The organism is Aeromonas sp. MaB10011B (genome assembly GCF_017939325.1).
Classification (GTDB): Bacteria; Pseudomonadota; Gammaproteobacteria; order Enterobacterales; family Aeromonadaceae; genus Aeromonas; species Aeromonas caviae.
The window spans coordinates 1-17,131 of the sequence record NZ_JAGKRK010000014.1 but is presented as its reverse complement, the minus strand read 5'-3'; the positions used below and the strand labels follow the sequence as shown (position 1 = coordinate 17,131).

17 protein-coding genes are annotated in these 17,131 nt (G+C 63.4%); 14 read left to right on the top strand and 3 right to left on the bottom strand.

The features are described 5' to 3' along the window. The first annotated feature begins 362 nt into the window (after positions 1-362). Together J9893_RS06395 and J9893_RS22055 are read left to right on the top strand one after the other, a co-directional pair. Entirely contained in the window at positions 363-788 is a 426-nt protein-coding gene (locus J9893_RS06395; RefSeq protein WP_104455716.1) for a DUF4124 domain-containing protein, read from the top strand. Between the two features lie 470 nt (positions 789-1,258). Further along, positions 1,259-2,557 carry a PAS domain-containing methyl-accepting chemotaxis protein gene (locus tag J9893_RS22055; protein ID WP_198497579.1) on the top strand — a complete coding sequence of 433 codons (1,299 nt, stop codon included), beginning with the start codon at positions 1,259-1,261 and terminating at the stop codon, positions 2,555-2,557. Between the two features lie 72 nt (positions 2,558-2,629). Here J9893_RS22055 and J9893_RS06385 read toward each other — a convergent pair whose 3' ends face one another. Next, the gene (locus J9893_RS06385) at positions 2,630-2,827 is read right to left on the bottom strand and encodes a hypothetical protein (RefSeq protein WP_210600165.1); all 198 of its coding nucleotides are present in this window, start codon (positions 2,825-2,827) and stop codon (positions 2,630-2,632) included. Positions 2,828-2,888: 61 nt separating this feature from the next. Next, positions 2,889-3,785 (bottom strand): DMT family transporter, encoded by an 897-nt coding sequence (locus J9893_RS06380; protein WP_041212829.1) that lies wholly within the window; start codon positions 3,783-3,785, stop codon positions 2,889-2,891. Positions 3,786-3,896: 111 nt separating this feature from the next. On the opposite strand from J9893_RS06380, the gene rsxA reads away from it, so the two are divergent. The 8 genes from rsxA (at position 3,897) to gloA (ending at position 11,327) form a co-directional block, all read left to right on the top strand. Continuing rightward, positions 3,897-4,478: an electron transport complex subunit RsxA gene (rsxA, locus tag J9893_RS06375; RefSeq protein WP_039038677.1), complete on the top strand. Its 582-nt coding sequence runs from the start codon at positions 3,897-3,899 to the stop codon at positions 4,476-4,478. A gap of 4 nt (positions 4,479-4,482) precedes the next feature. After that, positions 4,483-5,049, top strand: coding sequence for an electron transport complex subunit RsxB (rsxB, locus tag J9893_RS06370; protein ID WP_042017194.1), 567 nt, complete (start codon positions 4,483-4,485; stop codon positions 5,047-5,049). Between the two features lie 14 nt (positions 5,050-5,063). Further along, entirely contained in the window at positions 5,064-7,679 is a 2,616-nt protein-coding gene (gene rsxC, locus J9893_RS06365) for an electron transport complex subunit RsxC (protein ID WP_210600166.1), read from the top strand. Positions 7,680-7,682: 3 nt separating this feature from the next. After that, complete coding sequence (rsxD, locus tag J9893_RS06360; protein ID WP_010674314.1) at positions 7,683-8,735, top strand: electron transport complex subunit RsxD; 1,053 nt, start codon at positions 7,683-7,685, stop codon at positions 8,733-8,735. A gap of 43 nt (positions 8,736-8,778) precedes the next feature. Further along, positions 8,779-9,411 (top strand): electron transport complex subunit RsxG, encoded by a 633-nt coding sequence (gene rsxG / locus J9893_RS06355; RefSeq protein ID WP_210600167.1) that lies wholly within the window; start codon positions 8,779-8,781, stop codon positions 9,409-9,411. A 16-nt stretch (positions 9,412-9,427) separates the two neighbouring features. Further along, entirely contained in the window at positions 9,428-10,186 is a 759-nt protein-coding gene (locus J9893_RS06350) for an electron transport complex subunit E (protein ID WP_010674312.1), read from the top strand. A 14-nt stretch (positions 10,187-10,200) separates the two neighbouring features. Beyond that, on the top strand, positions 10,201-10,842 hold the full coding sequence (gene nth / locus J9893_RS06345; protein WP_005302279.1) for an endonuclease III: 642 nt from the start codon (positions 10,201-10,203) through the stop codon (positions 10,840-10,842). Positions 10,843-10,919: 77 nt separating this feature from the next. Further along, positions 10,920-11,327, top strand: coding sequence for a lactoylglutathione lyase (gene gloA / locus J9893_RS06340; RefSeq protein ID WP_010674310.1), 408 nt, complete (start codon positions 10,920-10,922; stop codon positions 11,325-11,327). 69 nt (positions 11,328-11,396) lie between these two features. On the opposite strand, the gene J9893_RS06335 is transcribed toward gloA, so the two are convergent. Continuing rightward, entirely contained in the window at positions 11,397-13,028 is a 1,632-nt protein-coding gene (locus J9893_RS06335) for a methyl-accepting chemotaxis protein (RefSeq protein ID WP_010674309.1), read from the bottom strand. A 295-nt stretch (positions 13,029-13,323) separates the two neighbouring features. Here J9893_RS06335 and J9893_RS06330 point away from each other — a divergent pair, with 295 nt between their 5' ends. The 4 genes from J9893_RS06330 to J9893_RS06315 all read left to right on the top strand — a co-directional run bounded on the left by J9893_RS06330 (position 13,324) and on the right by J9893_RS06315 (position 16,983). Then, a complete protein-coding gene (locus J9893_RS06330; protein WP_128345017.1) occupies positions 13,324-14,253 on the top strand; it encodes a ZIP family metal transporter in 930 nt (309 codons plus the stop codon). 240 nt (positions 14,254-14,493) lie between these two features. Beyond that, positions 14,494-15,186, top strand: coding sequence for a 5'-methylthioadenosine/S-adenosylhomocysteine nucleosidase (gene mtnN / locus J9893_RS06325; RefSeq protein ID WP_010674306.1), 693 nt, complete (start codon positions 14,494-14,496; stop codon positions 15,184-15,186). Positions 15,187-15,212: 26 nt separating this feature from the next. Further along, on the top strand, positions 15,213-16,145 hold the full coding sequence (locus tag J9893_RS06320) for a cobalamin biosynthesis protein (RefSeq protein WP_210600168.1): 933 nt from the start codon (positions 15,213-15,215) through the stop codon (positions 16,143-16,145). Positions 16,146-16,206: 61 nt separating this feature from the next. Next, on the top strand, positions 16,207-16,983 hold the full coding sequence (locus tag J9893_RS06315; RefSeq protein WP_246875518.1) for a cobalamin-binding protein: 777 nt from the start codon (positions 16,207-16,209) through the stop codon (positions 16,981-16,983). The last annotated feature ends 148 nt before the right edge of the window (positions 16,984-17,131 follow it).

Sequence of the window (17,131 nt, the reverse complement as noted above, 5' to 3'; positions counted from 1 at the left end):
AAAACAGGCGGTCAGCCTGTTTTTCATTTTCAGCGCACCACCCCCGAAGATCGTCCGTGTTCTTTCATTTTGATACCGCCCGCGCCTGGCACCACAGAATCCCCCTCGAAGCCTTGTCAGCCTTGAGTTTGTCCCACGAGATCCCACTTACTTTCGGCTGCTCCCGGTTTTTTCATTCTCAGTGGTCGGTTACAGGATCCGTCGCTTTATGCCGCCATGGCACACCCATTGCGCAGGAGATCTCCCCGCCATGGACCAGAGAGAGGCGACGTGAGGACCGGAATGTCGCTCCCGAAACGAGGCCGTTGTCTGACCTTGCGCCATGTACTAGTGTGCAAGGAAGAGTATTCAAGGAGGAGTCTATGTCACGCATGCTGGTCATCTCTCTCACCTGCTTGGGGCTTGCCACCGTCCCCGTTGTCCAGGCGGCAGTCTATCAATGCGCCCGCGATGGGCAGATCACCTTCAGTGACATCCCCTGCAGCAGCGACGCCAAACCCATGGCACTCAATGTCTATACCCCCTCCCCCGAGGCGGTGGAGCAGGCGGCCAACCAGACCCGGGAGATAGAGCAGAGCCTGGCGAACGGCCAGAAACAACGCCAGGCCGAGGCGCTGCGCACCGAGATCGAGGCCAAAAAGCAGAAGATGAACAACGAGATGACCCAGATCACGGAGAACAAGGCAAGATCCCGCAATGTCTCGGCAGAGATGCAATCGGTCACTACCCGATATCAGAAAGAGATTGAGTCCCTGAACCAGAAACTCTCTACCTTGCAGGCAAAATAAACACTCTCTGTTTCGGGACAGAAAATATACAGAAGCGGCAATGTCGTCACGGGTTCACACATGCCGGATATCCAAAAACTCACACCCTTGGCCGTTTATTTCTCACACCAGAGAGTCAGATAGCGGCTATTTCCAGATCCCCGCCTCCACCTAATTTCACTGTGCCCATATAAGACTCATTAAATACCCATGTAGGCCACATGGCGCGCCACTGGGTTCATATGAAGGCGATATATAGAATAGTCAGTGCCAAAAGAGGCGCCTTCATGCCAATATTCCCTGGGGCCCAAAGTGGTCCACGAGATAAATAACCTTGGTACGAGACCCTACAATTAAGAAGCTATTTATCAACATTGAAAAATAAAAAGTTAATTTGAGTACGATGACGACTCATCAGGACGCAATGCTATTGTTAATTTACTCATATTTGGTCGTTATCCCATTCAAGGGTCTCATGGAGGAGCGCTGTCATGTTCTGGAATCAAAAAGCAAGCAAGGAAGCCAGTGAGCAAGCGGCAAGGGTGGTGGAACTGGGGGCATTTGAACAGGCTATCCAGTTGCAGGTCCCCTTCGTCCAGTTCACCCCGGCGGGAGTGGTCACCTTCGCCAACGCGCTGTTTCTCAAGATCGTGGGATTTGAACGTGACGAGGTGATCGGCAAGCATCACAGCACCCTCTGCTTCCCCGACGACGTCAATACCCGGGATTACGAGACCTTGTGGCAGGATCTGCGCCACGGCGTCTCCCGCAGCGGTCGCTTCATTCGCCAGTCGAAATCCGGCAAGGCCGTGTGGCTGGAGGCGACCTATTTCCCCATCGTGATCGACGGCAAAGTGGTGCGGATCGCCAAGGTCGCCTCCGACGTGACCCAGCAGCAATCCACCCTGGAGCGCACCCAGGCACTGCTGGCAGCCCTGGACAAGTCCCTGGCGGTCATCGATTTCCAACCCGATGGCACCATCATCACCGCCAACCAGAATTTCCTCAACTGCTTTGGTTACCGGCTGGAAGAGGTGGTCGGCAAGCATCATCGTCTCTTCTGTGACACCGAGTTCTACCAGAACAACCCCCATTTCTGGCAGGATCTCGGCTCGGGTGACATCAAGTCCGGGCTTTTCATGCGTCTGGGTCACCGGGGGGAGAAGATATGGCTGGAGGCCACCTACAACCCCATCTTCAACCACGAGGGCAAGGTGGTCAAAATCATCAAGCTGGCGAGCGACATCACCGAGCGGGTGGAGAAATCCATCTCCACCCGGGAAGCGGCCCAGAAGGCGTGTGCCATCGCCAGCGAAACCGTCGCGAGCGCTGCCAGGGGGCGGGAGGTCATCGACAGGGTGCTCGACACCTCCTCTCACATCAACACCTCGGTCAATGCGGTCAGCAAGCAGATAGAGCAGCTCAACCAGCAATCCAGGAGCATCGAATCCATCATCTCCACCATCAGCGGCATCGCGGATCAGACCAATCTGCTGGCCCTCAACGCGGCCATCGAGGCGGCCCGCGCCGGGGAACAGGGACGGGGATTCGCGGTCGTGGCCGACGAGGTGAGGCAACTGGCGGCGCGCACTTCCAGCTCCACCAGCGAGATCGTCACCGTCATCAAGCACAACTCGGAGATCACCTCCCAGATCACCCAGACTGTCTCCGTCGTCTCCGACAAGGCGGTGGCAGGTCAGGAGCAGGCCACCATCATCGCCGACGTCATCAAGGAGATCATCGAAGACGCCAACTCGGTGTCGGACACCGTCAAGAGCCTCTCCATCTGAGCAACAGCTGCCAATGAAAACGGGGGGTCCAGGCCCCCCGTTGTCATTGCTGTCCGCCCACCCTAAACCCGCTCAGCCATCCCCCAGGAGATAGTGTCTGGCTTCCTCGTCCGCCAGCGCGAGGGCGTTGTCCCATAGCGCGGCGATGCAGAGCCCCTCCTCCCCCACAGCTTCCTCTTCCAGCGCCTCCAGGGCTCTGGCATCGGCCAGGGTAAAGGGGGGATGGCTCAACAGGCTTTTGGCCGCGGCCAGCAAGTGCATGTCGCTCATCGGTCGGCTCCTTCTTAGACAGCGTGTTTCCCTGCCCAGACTGTAGCCCAATGACGGCGACTCATCCCCCGGTGGCGACTGCCTGCGCACGCTTCCTGCCGGACGGCAGTTGGCCCACCCCGATGCCGGCCAGCACGGCGGCACAGGCCACCCATTGCAGGGCCGTGAGCGTCTCTCCCAGCAGCAGATAGGCGAGCAGCAGGGTAAAGACCGGTATGAGGTTCACATAGGCAGCCGCCAGGGTCACCTTCACCTGGGTCACCGACCAGTTGTAGAGCAGGTAGGCACCAAGTGTCACGAAGGCGCCGAGGAAGAGGATGACCCCCATGTCCTGCCAGGCCCAGCTCGCGGGCCAGGGCGCACTGAAGGCAAAGGGCGCGAAGAAGAGCATGCCGACGAAGGCCTGCAACGCTGTCAGTGTCATCACGCCGTAGCGGCTGGAGAGCTTCTTGAATACCACGGAATAGGTGGCGGCGCAGAGCATGGCGCCCATCTCCAGGCTATTGCCGAGCAGGGCGTTGGGGGCGAACTCGTCGGCGCCCTCCCCCAACCCCAGCAGGGCGATGCCAACGATGGCGATGGCAAAGCCCAGCAGCTGGCGGCGACTCACCCGCTCTCCAAGCAGTACGAAGGCCACCAGAGCCACCATCAGGGGAAGCAGGGCACAGACCATACCGGCCTGGCCGGCACTGGTGTAACGCAGGGCGTTGACTTCAAGAAGAAAGTAGAGGCAGGGCTCAAGCGCTCCCATCAGGGCCAACCAGCGCCAATCCCCCTTCTGGTAAGTGACGCGGCCAAGCTGGCGGTAGCAGAGCAGCCAGCAACAGGACGCCACCCCCATCCGCATGAAGAGCACCTGACCGAAGGACCAGATTTCCAGCACATGTTTGAGGGCGATGAAGGAGCTGGACCAGAGCAGCATGGCCAGGGTCAGCGTCAAGACGGGTAAAGGGCGCACAATGCCTCCATGAATTGGGCATTCGAATAATAACCATACGGCCTTGCGGTTGTCTAAAGGCACCTAACATCAGATAATACGGCCGCCTTCATACCGGATAACCCATCTTCAATGACTGAGTACCTGCTTTTACTGGTCGGCACCGTGCTGATCAACAACTTCGTGCTGGTGAAGTTCCTCGGCCTTTGCCCCTTCATGGGTGTCTCCGGCAAGCTGGAAACCGCCATCGGCATGGGTCTGGCCACCACCTTCGTCATGACGCTGGCCAGCGCCTGCTCCTATCTGATGGAGCACTACATCCTGATCCCGCTGGAGATCGCCTACCTGCGCACCCTGGGCTTCATTCTGGTGATCGCCGTGGTGGTCCAGTTCACCGAGATGGTGATCCGCAAGAGCAGCCCGACCCTCTATCGCCTGCTCGGCATCTTCCTGCCGCTCATCACCACCAACTGTGCCGTGCTCGGCGTGGCGCTGCTCAGCATCAACGAGCGCCACAACTTCATCCAGAGCATCATCTACGGCTTCGGGGCCGCCGTCGGCTTCTCCCTGGTGCTGATCCTGTTTGCCGCCATGCGTGAGCGGCTGGTGGCTGCCGACGTGCCGGCACCGTTTCGTGGCGTCTCCATCGCCATGGTCACCGCTGGCCTGATGTCGCTGGCCTTCATGGGCTTTACCGGCCTCATCAAGATATAACGCTATGATTCACATACTCTTTGCCATTCTGGTGCTGGCCCTGCTTGCCCTGGCCTTCGGCATCATTCTCGGCTTTGCCGCCGTCAAGTTTCATGTGCAGGCCGATCCCATCGTCGATCAGCTCGATGCCCTGTTGCCCCAGACCCAGTGCGGCCAGTGCGGTTACCCGGGCTGCAAACCCTACGCCGAAGCCCTGGCCAATGGCGACAAGATCAACAAGTGCGTGCCCGGTGGCGACGCCACCATGCGCAAGATTGCCGACCTGATGGGGGTCGAGCCCCAGTCTCTGGACGGCGGTGAAGACGCGGCAATCCCCGTCAAGAAGGTGGCCTTCATTCACGAAGACATGTGCATCGGTTGCACCAAGTGCATCCAGGCCTGTCCGGTCGACGCCATCCTGGGTGCCACCAAGGCGATGCATACCGTCATCGCGGCCGAGTGCACCGGGTGCGACCTCTGCGTCGACCCCTGCCCGACCGACTGTATTGAAATGATCCCGGTGCCGACCACGGTCGACAACTGGAAATGGGATCTGGCCAAGGTCGCCATTCCGGTCAAGATAGTGGAATAAACAGCGGAGTAACCATGCAGCATCTGCTCGAACGCATCAAAGCCGGCACTCTGTGGGATTTTCACGGCGGCATCCATCCCCCCGAGAACAAGCACCAGTCAAGCCTGACCCCCGTCGTTGACGCGGGCCTTCCCCCACAGCTCATCATTCCGGTGCGCCAGCACGCGGGTCCGGCCGGCGAACTGCTGGTGCGGGTGGGGGACAAGGTCAAGAAGGGGCAACCCCTCACCCGTTTTGACAAGGGACGCATCGTGCCGGTGCACGCTTCCACCTCGGGCACCATCACCGCCATCGAGCAGCACACGGTGGCGCACCCCTCCGGTCTTGACGATCTCTGCATCCTCCTCACCCCGGACGGAGACGATGCCTGGGGCGAGCGCACACCCCAGCCTGACTACTGGAACCTGGAGCGGGGGGCGTTGCTCGAGCGCATCCAGCAGGCCGGCATCGCCGGGCTCGGCGGCGCCGTCTTCCCGACCCACAGCAAGCTCGACGGCCGTGGCCAGCTCACCGAGATCCTCATCGTCAACGGGCTGGAGTGCGAACCCTACATCACCACGGATGACAGGTTGATGCAGGAGTACGCCGACGAGATCATGGACGGCATCCGGGTACTCAAGCACCTGCTCAAGCCCAAGCTCACCCTGATCGGGGTGGAAGATAACAAACCGGCGGCCATCGAGGCCCTGACCCGCCATGCCAGCGACGCCGACGTGCTGGTCAAGTCGGTACCGACCAAGTACCCCTCCGGCGGCGCCAAGCAGACCATAGAGCTGCTCACCGGACGCCAGGTGCCCAAGGGAGGCCGGGCGGTGGACATGGGCATCATGGTGCTCAACGTCGCCACCGTCTTTGCCATCAAGCGCGCCATCATCGATGGGGAGCCGCTCATCGAGCGCATCGTCACCCTCACCGGCGACGCCTTCAAGAAACCCGGCAATGCCTGGGTGCGTCTGGGCACGCCGGTACGCTGGCTGCTCCAGCGTTTCGAGCTGCAACCGGAGGCGGATCAGCGGGTGATCATGGGGGGCCCCATGATGGGCTTCACCCTGCCCCACGCCATGGTCCCTGTGGTCAAGGCCACCAACTGCCTGCTCTCCCCCACCCGCGCCGAGCTGCCGCCCCCCGGCCCGGAACAGGCCTGCATCCGTTGCAGTGCCTGCGCCGATGCCTGCCCCGCCACCCTGCTGCCCCAGGAGCTTTACTGGTACAGCCGGGTCAAGGAGTACGACAAGGCCGAGAAGCTCAACCTCTTTGACTGTATCGAGTGCGGCGCCTGTGCCTGGGTCTGCCCGAGCGAAATCCCCCTGGTGCAGTACTACAAGATCGCCAAGGATGACATCCGCGAGGCCCGTGCCGAGGCCGAGAAGGCCGAACGAGCCAAGCAGCGCTTCGAGGCCAAGCAGGCTCGCTTCGAGCGTGAGAAGGCGGCCCGCGAAGCCCGCCACGCCGAAGCCGCAGCCCAGCGTCGCCAGGCCATGACGACGGCCGGGGGCGAAGATCCGGTCGCCGCCGCCCTGGCCCGCATCAAGGCCAAACAGGAGACGGCCCAGGTGGCCGTGAGTGAACCCGCACCGGACAACGAGGCCATGATTGCCGCCCGTGAGGCGCGCAAGCAGGAGGCCATCGCCCGTCGTGCCGCCAAGGCCGCCAATGGCGAGGGCAATGGGCTGGCTGACACCCCGGCACTAGGGGAGCAACATCCCAAGGCAGAGCTGGATCCCAAGAAGGCCGCCATCGCCGCCGCCCTGGCACGGGCCAAGGCCAAGAAAGCCGCCCTGGCGCAAGGGGACACGCCGATGGTCGCGGGTGAGACATCTGTAAACACAACCGATAACGCCATTGAGGCCCCGGCTGCCGCATCCGAGCCCGCCGCCGAGGTGGACCCCAAGAAAGCGGCCATTGCCGCCGCCATCGCCCGGGCCAAGGCCAAGAAAGCCTCACAGGCGCAAGGTGATGGGCCTGTGGTCGCGGGTGAGACATCCGTGAACACAACCGATAACGCCGTTGAGGCCCCGGCCGCCGCATCCGAGCCCGCCGCCGAGGTGGACCCCAAGAAGGCGGCCATTGCCGCCGCCATCGCACGGGCCAAGGCCAAGAAAGCCGCCCAGGCGCAAGGTGATGGGCCGGTGGTCGCGGGTGAGACATCCGTGAACACAACCGATAACGCCGTTGAGGCCCCGGCCGCCGCAGAGGTGGACCCCAAGAAAGCGGCCATTGCCGCTGCCATCGCCCGGGCCAAGGCCAAGAAGGCCGCCCAGGCGCAAGGGGATGGGCCTGTGGTCGCGGGTGAGACATCCGTGAACACAACCGATAACGCCGTTGAGGCCCCGGCCGCCGCATCCGAGCCCGCTGCCGAAGTGGACCCCAAGAAGGCGGCCATCGCCGCCGCCATCGCCCGGGCCAAGGCCAAGAAAGCCGCCCAGGCGCAAGGTGACGGGCCGGTGGTCGCAGGTGAGACATCCGTGAACACAACCGATAACGCTGTTGAGGCCCCTGCCGCCGCATCCGGACCCGCCGCCGAGGTGGACCCCAAGAAGGCGGCCATCGCCGCCGCCATCGCCCGGGCCAAAGCCAAGAAGCTGGCGGCCGAGGCTGCCTCCTCCCCTTCGACCGACAAGAGCCACTGATCCATGTTCAATATCGCGAGTGCGCCCTTTGCCCACAACCGCAAACAGACCCAGACCCTGATGGTGCTGGTGATCCTGGCCTGCCTGCCCGGCTTCCTGGCGCAGACCTGGTTCTTCGGCTGGGGGACCCTGATCCAGATCCTGCTGGCGCTGGTCACGGCCCTGGGTTCGGAGGCCCTGGTCCTTCGCCTGCGCGGCCGCCCCGTCAAACCGGCCCTGCTGGATGGCAGCGCGGCGCTCACCGCCGTGCTCATCGGTCTCTCCCTGCCCCCCCTGCTGCCCTGGTGGATGCTGGTGCTGGGCACGGCGTTCGCCATCATCATCGCCAAGCATCTCTATGGCGGGCTCGGTCAGAACCTGTTCAATCCTGCCATGGTGGCCTATGTGCTGCTGCTGGTCTCCTTCCCGGTCCAGATGACCAGCTGGCTGCCCCCCTCCAGCATCGCCGCCTACGACATCGGCTTCGCCGATGCGGCCTCGGTGATCTTCACCGGCTTCAGCCTCGACGGCTACAGCATGCTGCAGCTCAAGCAGGGGGTGGATGGCCTGACCATGGCCACGCCGCTGGATACCTTAAAGACCGGACTGACCCAGGGACTGACCGCCACCGAAGTGATGACCCACAAGGTCTTCGAGGGCTGGGGTGGTATCGGCTGGAGCTGGGTCAACCTCGGCTACCTGCTGGGAGGCCTCTTCCTGCTCCAGCAGAAAGTGATCAACTGGCGCATTCCGACTGCCGTGCTGGGCGCATTGCTGCTCGCTGCCACCCTGGGCTATCTGGCCACCCCGGATGCCACCGCCACCCCCATGCTGCACCTGTTCAGCGGTGCCACCATGCTCGGGGCCTTCTTCATCGCCACCGATCCGGTGAGTGCCAGCACCACCGCAAAGGGGCGCCTCGTCTACGGTGTGCTCATCGGCGTGCTGGTCTATGTCATCCGCCGTTTTGGCGGCTATCCGGATGCCTTCGCCTTCGCCGTGTTGCTGGCCAACCTGTGTGTTCCCCTGATTGACAGTCTGACCCGCCCCAAGGTCTATGGAGCCCGTCGCAAATGAACCCACATCTGAATTGCCACAGACGCGAGACAGGGAGCCTCCCATGTTGAAAAGCATGCGCAAGAATGGCCTGACCCTGGCCCTCTTTGCCCTCGGCTGCACCGCCATGGTGGTGCTGACCAACGAACTGACCCGGGATCGCATCGCCCACCAGCAAGAGCTGGAGAAGCTGCGCACCCTGCAGGCCCTGCTGCCCGAGGGGAGTTATGACAACGATCTGGTGGCCAGTTGCAAGCTGGTCAGCAGCCGGGAATACCTGGGCAGCGATGAGCCCATGCCCCTCTATACCGCCACCCTCAAGGGGGGGCATACCGGCTACGCGCTGGAAACCGTGGCCCCCGATGGTTACAGTGGAGCCATTCGCATGGTGGTCGGCACCGATGCCAAGGGGGCCGTCAGTGCGGTCAGGGTGCTGGCCCACAAGGAAACCCCGGGGCTTGGTGACAAGATAGAACTGAAGAAATCCAGCTGGATCGACAGCTTCACCGGCAAGTCCCTCACGGCCGACAACGACACCACCTGGGCGGTGAAGAAGGATGGCGGCGAATTCGACGCCTTCACCGGGGCAACCATCACCCCGCGGGCCGTGGTCAAGGCGGTGAAAAATTTGCTGAGGCTGCAACAGGAGCACCCCGAACTGCTGCACGATGCCCCCTCCTGCCATACCAACCCCTAACGCCGGAGCACACGCTATGGAACAAGTCGACGTGATTGACACGGCCAGCCAACCCGCCGGGGAAAGTGGCCGCCGCGAAGAGCTCAAGGAGCTGATGCTGCAGGGACTGTGGAAGAACAACCCCTCCCTGGTGCAGGTGCTGGGACTCTGCCCCACCCTGGCGGTCTCCTCCACCTTTACCAATGCATTGGGGCTCGGCCTTGCCACCATGGTGGTACTGGTCTGCTCCAACCTCGCCGTCTCCCTGGTGCGCAACTGGGTGCCCAAGGATATCCGCATCCCGGTCTACGTGATGATTATCGCGGCCCTGGTGACCAGCGTGCAGCTGTTGATGAACGCCTACACCTACGGCCTCTATCAAGCGCTCGGCATCTTCATCGCCCTCATCGTCACCAACTGCGTCATCATCGGCCGCGCCGAAGCCTATGCCTCCAAGAACCCGCCCCTGCTTGCCGCCCTCGACGGCTTCATGATGGGGCTGGGCTTTACCCTGGTGCTGCTGGTACTGGGGGGCCTTCGCGAGATCATCGGCATGGGCACCCTGTTTGACGGTGCCGAGCTGCTGCTGGGTGACTGGGCCAAGTCATTGCGCGTCGAGCTGTTCCACGCCGACGCCAGCCTGCTGCTGGCGATCCTGCCCCCCGGCGGCTTCATCGGCCTCGGTTTGATGATCGCCGGCAAAAACGCCATCAACGACTGGATGGGCCGCAAGCAGAGTGCCGAGAAGGCCCACTGCACCGTGCCGGCGGCGGGCGCCCGCACTACCCAGCTCTGAGACAAGAGAGAGCCATGAACAACCAGAAACGCAGGCTGATCCTGGAGCGGTTGCGCGATGACAACCCCCATCCCACCACAGAGCTCAACTTCACCACGCCCTTCGAGCTGCTCATCGCCGTGCTGCTTTCGGCCCAGGCCACCGACGTGAGCGTCAACAAGGCCACCGACAAGCTCTATCCGGTGGCCAACACCCCCCAGGCCATGCTGGATCTGGGGGTGGATGGGGTCAAGGAGTACATCAAGACCATCGGCCTGTTCAACACCAAGGCCGAGAACGTCATCAAGACCTGCGCCATTCTGCTGGAGCGCCACGGCGGCGAGGTGCCGGAGAATCGCGAGGCCCTCGAGGCCCTGCCCGGCGTCGGCCGCAAGACGGCCAACGTGGTGCTCAACACCGCCTTCGGCTGGCCCACCATCGCCGTCGACACCCATATCTTCCGGGTCTCCAACCGCACCGGCTTTGCAGTGGGCAAGAACGTCGATCAGGTGGAGGAGAAGCTGCTCAAGGTGGTCCCCGCCGAGTTCAAGCTGGACGTGCATCACTGGCTCATCCTGCACGGGCGTTACACCTGTCTCGCCCGCAAGCCCCGCTGCGGCTCCTGCATCATCGAAGATTTGTGCGAATACAAAGAGAAGGTCTATCCCGAGAGTTGATCTGCAGGCCTCTGCGGATCCGGTCTCGGGCAATGGATTCAAGGCAGTACCAATCCACCAACCCGGAGAATTGAGCAATGAGAATTCTGCATACCATGTTGCGCGTCGGCGATCTGCAACGTTCCATCGACTTCTACACCCGAGTGCTGGGCATGACACTGCTGCGCAAGAGCGAGAACAGCGAATACAAGTACACCCTGGCCTTCGTCGGCTACGGCGACGAGAAGGATGAAGCCGTCATCGAGCTCACCTACAACTGGGGCGTGAGCGAATACGAGCTCGGTTCCGCCTATGGTCACATCGCCCTGGAAGCGGACGACATCTATGCCACCTGCGAGGCGCTGCGCGCCGCCGGCGCCAAGATCACCCGCGAACCGGGCCCTGTGAAGGGCGGCACCACCGTCATCGCCTTCGTGGAAGACCCGGACGGCTACAAGATTGAGCTGATTGCCAAGAAAGACGCCGGTACCGGCCTGGGCGCCTGAGCCCACGCCGCCTGGCGGTGAGAAAAACAACGGGGCCCAGGGCCCCGTTTTCATTGGCTGCGGCCACCGTCAGGCCAGGCGGAAGCGCCCCATGCTCTGGCGCAGACCCGCCGCCAGCTGGCTCAGCTCCAGACAGGCTTTGGCGGTGTGATCCGCGCCGGTCGCGACCTCGTTGGAGGAGTCGTTGATGCGCGCCACGTTGCGGCCCAGCTCATCGGAGACCGCATCCTGCTCGCCACAGGCACTGGCAATCTGGATCGCCATGTCGGCTATCTGGGCCACCGCCTCTTCAATCTGACGAATGCCCGCGCTGGTGCGTTCGCTCTGGCTCACGCACTGGCGGATCATCTCGCAACTCTGGCCGGTCACCGACTTCGCCCGGTTGGCACGGGCCTGCAGGGTCTCGATGATGGCGACGATTTCGCCGGTGGAGGCCTGGGTACGCCCCGCCAGGGTGCGCACCTCGTCGGCCACCACCGCAAAGCCGCGTCCCTGCTCACCGGCACGGGCCGCCTCGATGGCGGCATTGAGTGCCAACAGGTTGGTCTGGTCGGCAATGCCGCGAATGACATCCACCACCAGGTTGATCTGGGCGGACTCTTTCTCCAGTTCACTCACCAGGTTGCCCGCCTGCTCCATCTCACCAGCCACCCGGGTGATGGCATCCAGGGCCCCCTGCACATCCTGACTGCCGCGACGAGCCAGGGCATTGGCAGAGCTTGCCGACTCCGAGGCCACCTCGGTGTTGCCCGCCACATCCGCTACCGTCGCCTTCATCTGGGCCATGGCGGTGGCGACCTGGGCTATCTCCTGCTGCTGGCTCTGGATCCCCTGGGATGATTGCTCGGAGACCGCGCTCACCTCCTCGATGGCGGCCCCCAGCTGGGTCACGGCGGCGGCCACCTCCTCGATGAGCCCACGCAGGTTGTCCTGCATCTTGAGGGAGGCGCTGGCCAGCATCCCCAGTTCGTCCTGCCCGATGTGCTGGCGATCCAGCCGATGGGTCAGATCTCCCAGGGCGATGGCATTGGCCTGGGCCACCACGGCTTGCAGGGGCAGGCAGATCTGGCGGGTGAGGAACCAGGTCATGACCCCCATGAAGATCAGCAGGGTCGCGATGCTCACCACGGCAAAGGTCATCACCATGGTGACGCTGCCAAGCAGGCTGCCACGGTTCTCTTCCACAAAGCCAAGATTCACCTTCACCAGGGCACGCACCGCCAGCTCCAGCTCGGTGTAGAGCCCGTTCGAGCGAAACAGCGCCTCCCTGGCCTCATCCCTGCTGCCCTGGAACAACAGGGCATCCACCTGGTTGACGGCCCCCAGATATTGCAGCCACTGCTGCTTGACGCGGTTGAAGGCCTGGCGTTCATGCTCGGCCCCCACGGTTGCCTCGTAGGCATCCATGACCTGCTGCACCTTGCCCAGGCTCTCCTGGATGCGGGCGCGGCGAACCTGCCTGTCGACGGCATCTTCCACCATCAGCAGGGCAAACTGGGCACGGCGCACATAGGAGACGTCGTAGAGCAGGTTGTCAACCGAGAGCACGCTTGGCAGGGTGGAGTCGGTGAAGTTCAATACCCGATCCCGAATGTCCCGCAGTTCGGTGGCGAGAAACAGGCCGAAGACGGCGTTGATGACAGCAATGACCGCAAAGACGGCGGCAATCTTCTTGCCGATGGAGAGATGCTTGTAAGACATGTTGGCTGGTGATCCTCGACTGCAGATGTGCAGTGACACAATGATCACATCCGTGTAAGCGGTGACCCGAGACTCCTGACGGGAAATGACGATGGGAGCAAAGAGAGGGGATCCCTTGCTTCCCGCTCGCCCCACGCCGGGCCTTGTGCCCGCCACGAGGCTGCCAGCACAGTAGCGACCAGCTCGACGCAAAACTTGAGCCGATTGCCACAATCGGTCCGTCGTCATGGACAAAGCAGGGGCCAGGTTATGTAATGGCCGTTCGTCTCTCCCCATTCCTGTCTTCAGAGGCCCCATGGACAACGTATCGACCCTCTCCCCTTCCTGGTCTGTCCAACTGCGCGAGCAGATAGCGGATCGCCCCCTCATCGCCCTGGGGCTGCTGCTCGCCCTGGTCGCCGTGCTGCTGCTCTTGGTGCAGAGTCTCGTCATGCTGGCAGCAGGAGAGATCACGGCCGGGGTACGCTATGGCCTCATTGGCGGTGCTGCGGGTTTTGCCGCCACAGCGCTGGGCGCCCTGCCTGCCCTGTTCCTGCGCGCCGTTCCCCAACGGGTGGAAGATGCCATGCTGGGGTTCGCCGCCGGCATGATGCTGGCGGCGAGCGCCTTCTCCCTGCTGCTGCCGGGGCTCGAGGCCGCCGAGGGGATCACGGGTGACGGCTTCCTCGCCGCCGCCGTGGTGGTGGCCGGTATGACCCTCGGGGTGCTGCTGATGCTGGGACTGGATCAATTCACCCCTCACGAACACGACAAGACCGGCCCCTGTGGTCCCGGCCATGAGAGCTGCTCACGGGTCTGGCTGTTCGTCTTCGCCATCGCCCTGCACAACCTGCCCGAAGGCATGGCCATCGGGGTCAGCTTCTCCCAGGGGGACATGACGGTGGGACTGCCCCTCACGACCGCCATTGCCCTGCAGGACATTCCCGAAGGACTGGCGGTGGCGCTGGCCATGTGCGCAGCCGGTTTTCGCCCGCCGGTGGCCGTGCTGGTCGCCATCGGCAGCGGCCTGCTGGAACCGCTCGGCGCCCTGCTCGGGGTAGGACTCGCCAGCGGCATGGCCATCGCCTACCCCATCGGCCTCGGGCTCGCGGCCGGTGCCATGCTGTTTGTGGTCTCCCACGAGGTGATCCCGGAAACCCATCGCAACGGCCACCAAACCCACGCCACCCTGGGCCTCATGGTCGGCTTTGCCCTGATGATGACCCTGGATACCGCGCTGGGATAACGCGTCGGCCCCCCGTGCACTCCGTAGTTTCCCACAAAGCGCTTCCCGAGCGGCTGGCCCTGTTCGCCAGCACACTGCAACGGCTTGCAGAGCGCGGCGAGCCGGCCACCCTTGTCCAGCACTACCACTGACGCAGGAGATGCCCCGCCAGCCCCATAGGAATGCTCGGCGCCACCGCCAAGTTTTGCTATCATCCACGCCAACTTTTTCGGCCCAGCGGCCATCGAGACGAGGTAGATGATGAAAGTAGGTATTATCGGCGCCATGGAGCAGGAAGTAGCCCTCCTGCGCAGCCAGCTGAGCGAGCCCACAACCCTGCAACTGGGCGGCTGCGAGTTCTATCAGGGCAAGCTGGCCGGTAAAGAGGTGATCCTGACCCGCTCCGGCATCGGCAAGGTCGCCGCCAGCGTCGCCACCAGCCTGCTGCTGGAGAAGTTCGCTCCCGATTGCGTCATCAACACCGGTTCCGCCGGCGGCTTCGCCCAGGATCTGCACATCGGTGACGTGGTCATCGCGAGCGAGATGCGCTTCCACGACGTGGACGTGACCGCCTTCGGCTACGAGATGGGCCAGATGGCCCAGCAGCCCGCAGCCTTCCCCTGCGACGAAAAACTCATCGCCCTGGCACAGGCCTGCATTGCCGAGCAAGGCAAGCACCAGACCAAGGTCGGGCTCATCTGCACCGGCGATCAGTTCATGTGCAAGCCGGACGCCATCGCGAAAGCCCGTGCCGACTTCCCGCAGATGCTGGCGGTGGAGATGGAAGGGGCCGCCATCGGCCAGGTGTGCCACATGTTCAAGGTGCCCTATCTGGTGGTACGGGCCATGTCGGACATCGCCGGCAAGGAGCAGGTGGAATCCTTCGATGCCTTCATCGAGGTGGCGGGTCAACACTCCGCCGAAGTGATCATCGCGCTGCTCGGCAAGCTGTGATCGACGCCCCCTCCTGGGATGCTCTGATGACCGCCCTCGCCTCCACGACGGCGGCCATCATGGTGGGGGCCGCCCTGCTGGAGGCCCTGCTGCCCTGGCCCGCACGCTTTCGACCCGGCGCAGCCGTGCCTCTGCTCACCCGCCTCGGCCAGAAGGTCTATCGCCCCGACGGCACGCCACGCCAGCAGAGCCAGGCCGGGCTCCTTGCCCTGCTGGTGGTCTGGGTGCCCTGCGCAGCCGGTCTCTGGGCGGTGCGCAATCTCTCCCTGTCCGAACCCCTGTTCGACCTCCTGTTCCTGCTGCTGATGCTCGAATCCCGCCCCTTGCGGGAACTCGCCCGGGGGAGCCGCGCCCTGACGACCCAAGAGACGCTGGTCGTGGCAAGGCTGCAGGTCGCCCCCTGGCTCAAGCGGGAGACCGGCAAGCTCTCGGTGATGGGGTTGAACAAGGCGGTGAGCGAGACCTGTGTACTGCGCCTCGTCGGTCAGTGGGCCGCCCCCCTGCTGGGCTTTGCCCTGGCCGGGGTACAGGGTGCCCTGCTGGTGCGGATCGCCCAGTTGACCCATCTGGCGTGGAACCCCAAGCAAAGCGCGTTCGTCCACTTCGGCCGCCCGGCTGCGGCGCTCTATCAGGGTTTCTGCACCCCCGCCATCCTGCTGCTGGCGCTCCCCCTGTGCCTGACCCAGGTGCGCGGGCTGGGCAACAGAGTGCGGCCTGCGCTGCATTGGCCCCATCCCGCCATGGGGGTCCTGCTCGCGCTGCTGGCCCGGGCGACGGGCAGCCGACTCGGCGGCCCCCGCTACTATCAAGGCCAGCTGGTGCGCTTTCCGGTATTTGATGAGGGGAGCGAACCCGATGCCAACCTGCCCCTGCGCCTGCTGCAGCGTCTGCAGCTGACCGGCTGGGGCTGGCTCGGGCTCTCGCTGCTCCTGACATGGATGGCGCTCAATCATGGCTGATCGCGTTTCCCTTCGTGCCCTGGGCCTGTTTGTCTGCCTGCTGGGCACCTCACTGTGCGCCATGGCCACCCCGCCGCAGCGCATCGTGAGCCTCACTCCCCATCTGACGGAACTGCTGTTCGATATCGGCGCCGGGGATCGCGTGGTCGCCACCGACGATGCCTCCGATTACCCCGCCGAGGTGACCAACCTCCCCCGGGTGGCCAACTATCGCAGCATCAACCTCGAGGCGCTGCTGGCCCAGAAGCCGGATCTGGTAGTGGCCTGGCGCTCCGCCCAGGCCCGCATGCTGGGCCCGGTCGAGCGCCTCGGCATCCCCGTCTTCTACTCGGAGCCCACCGACTTTGCCTCCCTGGCCACCGAGATGCGCAGCCTGGGGCATCTGCTCGGGCTCACGCCCAGGGCCGACGAGCAAGCCCGCGCCTATCTGACCCGGCTCGACGCCCTGGCTGCGCGCTACGGCGAGCCCAAGCCCCTGTCGGTCTTCTATCAGCTCTGGTACCCGCCGCTCACCAGCGTCAATAATTCGACCTGGCCGGGGCAGGCCATCACCCTCTGCGGCGGACGCAACATCATGGCGACGACGGGAGCAGCCTACCCCCAGGTCGGGCTGGAGCAGGTGATCAAGGCCAATCCCGGGCTTATCCTGGCTGGCGGCCGGGATCCTTCCGTGCTGGATCACTGGCGGCAGTGGCCCATGCTGGACGCCGTCAAACACCAACGGCTCGCCCTCATCAACGCCGATGAGCTGCACCGCTTCACCCCCCGCGCTCTCAACGCGGTGGAGCAGGTATGCGAGGCGATCGAGGATGCTCATACGGGACAAGGTGCTGATTAGTATGTATGGAGATGGTATTCACCTGACAGTTGCCCACAAAAGGGAGTGGTCATACGGCTTCAAACCGGATAACAAAACGGTACCCCTACCGTGTTATCCGGAGTCACCGTATGACCACCAACGAGAAAGTAGCACGTCGTAAACTCAG

Bases quoted from the DNA above. Each gene is read 5' to 3' on its own strand.
- J9893_RS06385 (WP_210600165.1), bottom strand. From the start codon at position 2,827: ATGAGCGACATGCACTTGCTGGCCGCGGCCAAAAGCCTGTTGAGCCAT.
- rsxG (WP_210600167.1), top strand. From the start codon at position 8,779: ATGTTGAAAAGCATGCGCAAGAATGGCCTGACCCTGGCCCTCTTTGCC.
- gloA (WP_010674310.1), top strand. From the start codon at position 10,920: ATGAGAATTCTGCATACCATGTTGCGCGTCGGCGATCTGCAACGTTCC.
- rsxC (WP_210600166.1), top strand. From the start codon at position 5,064: ATGCAGCATCTGCTCGAACGCATCAAAGCCGGCACTCTGTGGGATTTT.
- J9893_RS06395 (WP_104455716.1), top strand. From the start codon at position 363: ATGTCACGCATGCTGGTCATCTCTCTCACCTGCTTGGGGCTTGCCACC.
- J9893_RS22055 (WP_198497579.1), top strand. From the start codon at position 1,259: ATGTTCTGGAATCAAAAAGCAAGCAAGGAAGCCAGTGAGCAAGCGGCA.
- nth (WP_005302279.1), top strand. From the start codon at position 10,201: ATGAACAACCAGAAACGCAGGCTGATCCTGGAGCGGTTGCGCGATGAC.
- J9893_RS06330 (WP_128345017.1), top strand. From the start codon at position 13,324: ATGGACAACGTATCGACCCTCTCCCCTTCCTGGTCTGTCCAACTGCGC.
- J9893_RS06320 (WP_210600168.1), top strand. From the start codon at position 15,213: ATGACCGCCCTCGCCTCCACGACGGCGGCCATCATGGTGGGGGCCGCC.
- rsxD (WP_010674314.1), top strand. From the start codon at position 7,683: ATGTTCAATATCGCGAGTGCGCCCTTTGCCCACAACCGCAAACAGACC.
- rsxA (WP_039038677.1), top strand. From the start codon at position 3,897: ATGACTGAGTACCTGCTTTTACTGGTCGGCACCGTGCTGATCAACAAC.
- J9893_RS06350 (WP_010674312.1), top strand. From the start codon at position 9,428: ATGGAACAAGTCGACGTGATTGACACGGCCAGCCAACCCGCCGGGGAA.
- mtnN (WP_010674306.1), top strand. From the start codon at position 14,494: ATGAAAGTAGGTATTATCGGCGCCATGGAGCAGGAAGTAGCCCTCCTG.
- J9893_RS06335 (WP_010674309.1), bottom strand. From the start codon at position 13,028: ATGTCTTACAAGCATCTCTCCATCGGCAAGAAGATTGCCGCCGTCTTT.
- rsxB (WP_042017194.1), top strand. From the start codon at position 4,483: ATGATTCACATACTCTTTGCCATTCTGGTGCTGGCCCTGCTTGCCCTG.
- J9893_RS06315 (WP_246875518.1), top strand. From the start codon at position 16,207: ATGGCCACCCCGCCGCAGCGCATCGTGAGCCTCACTCCCCATCTGACG.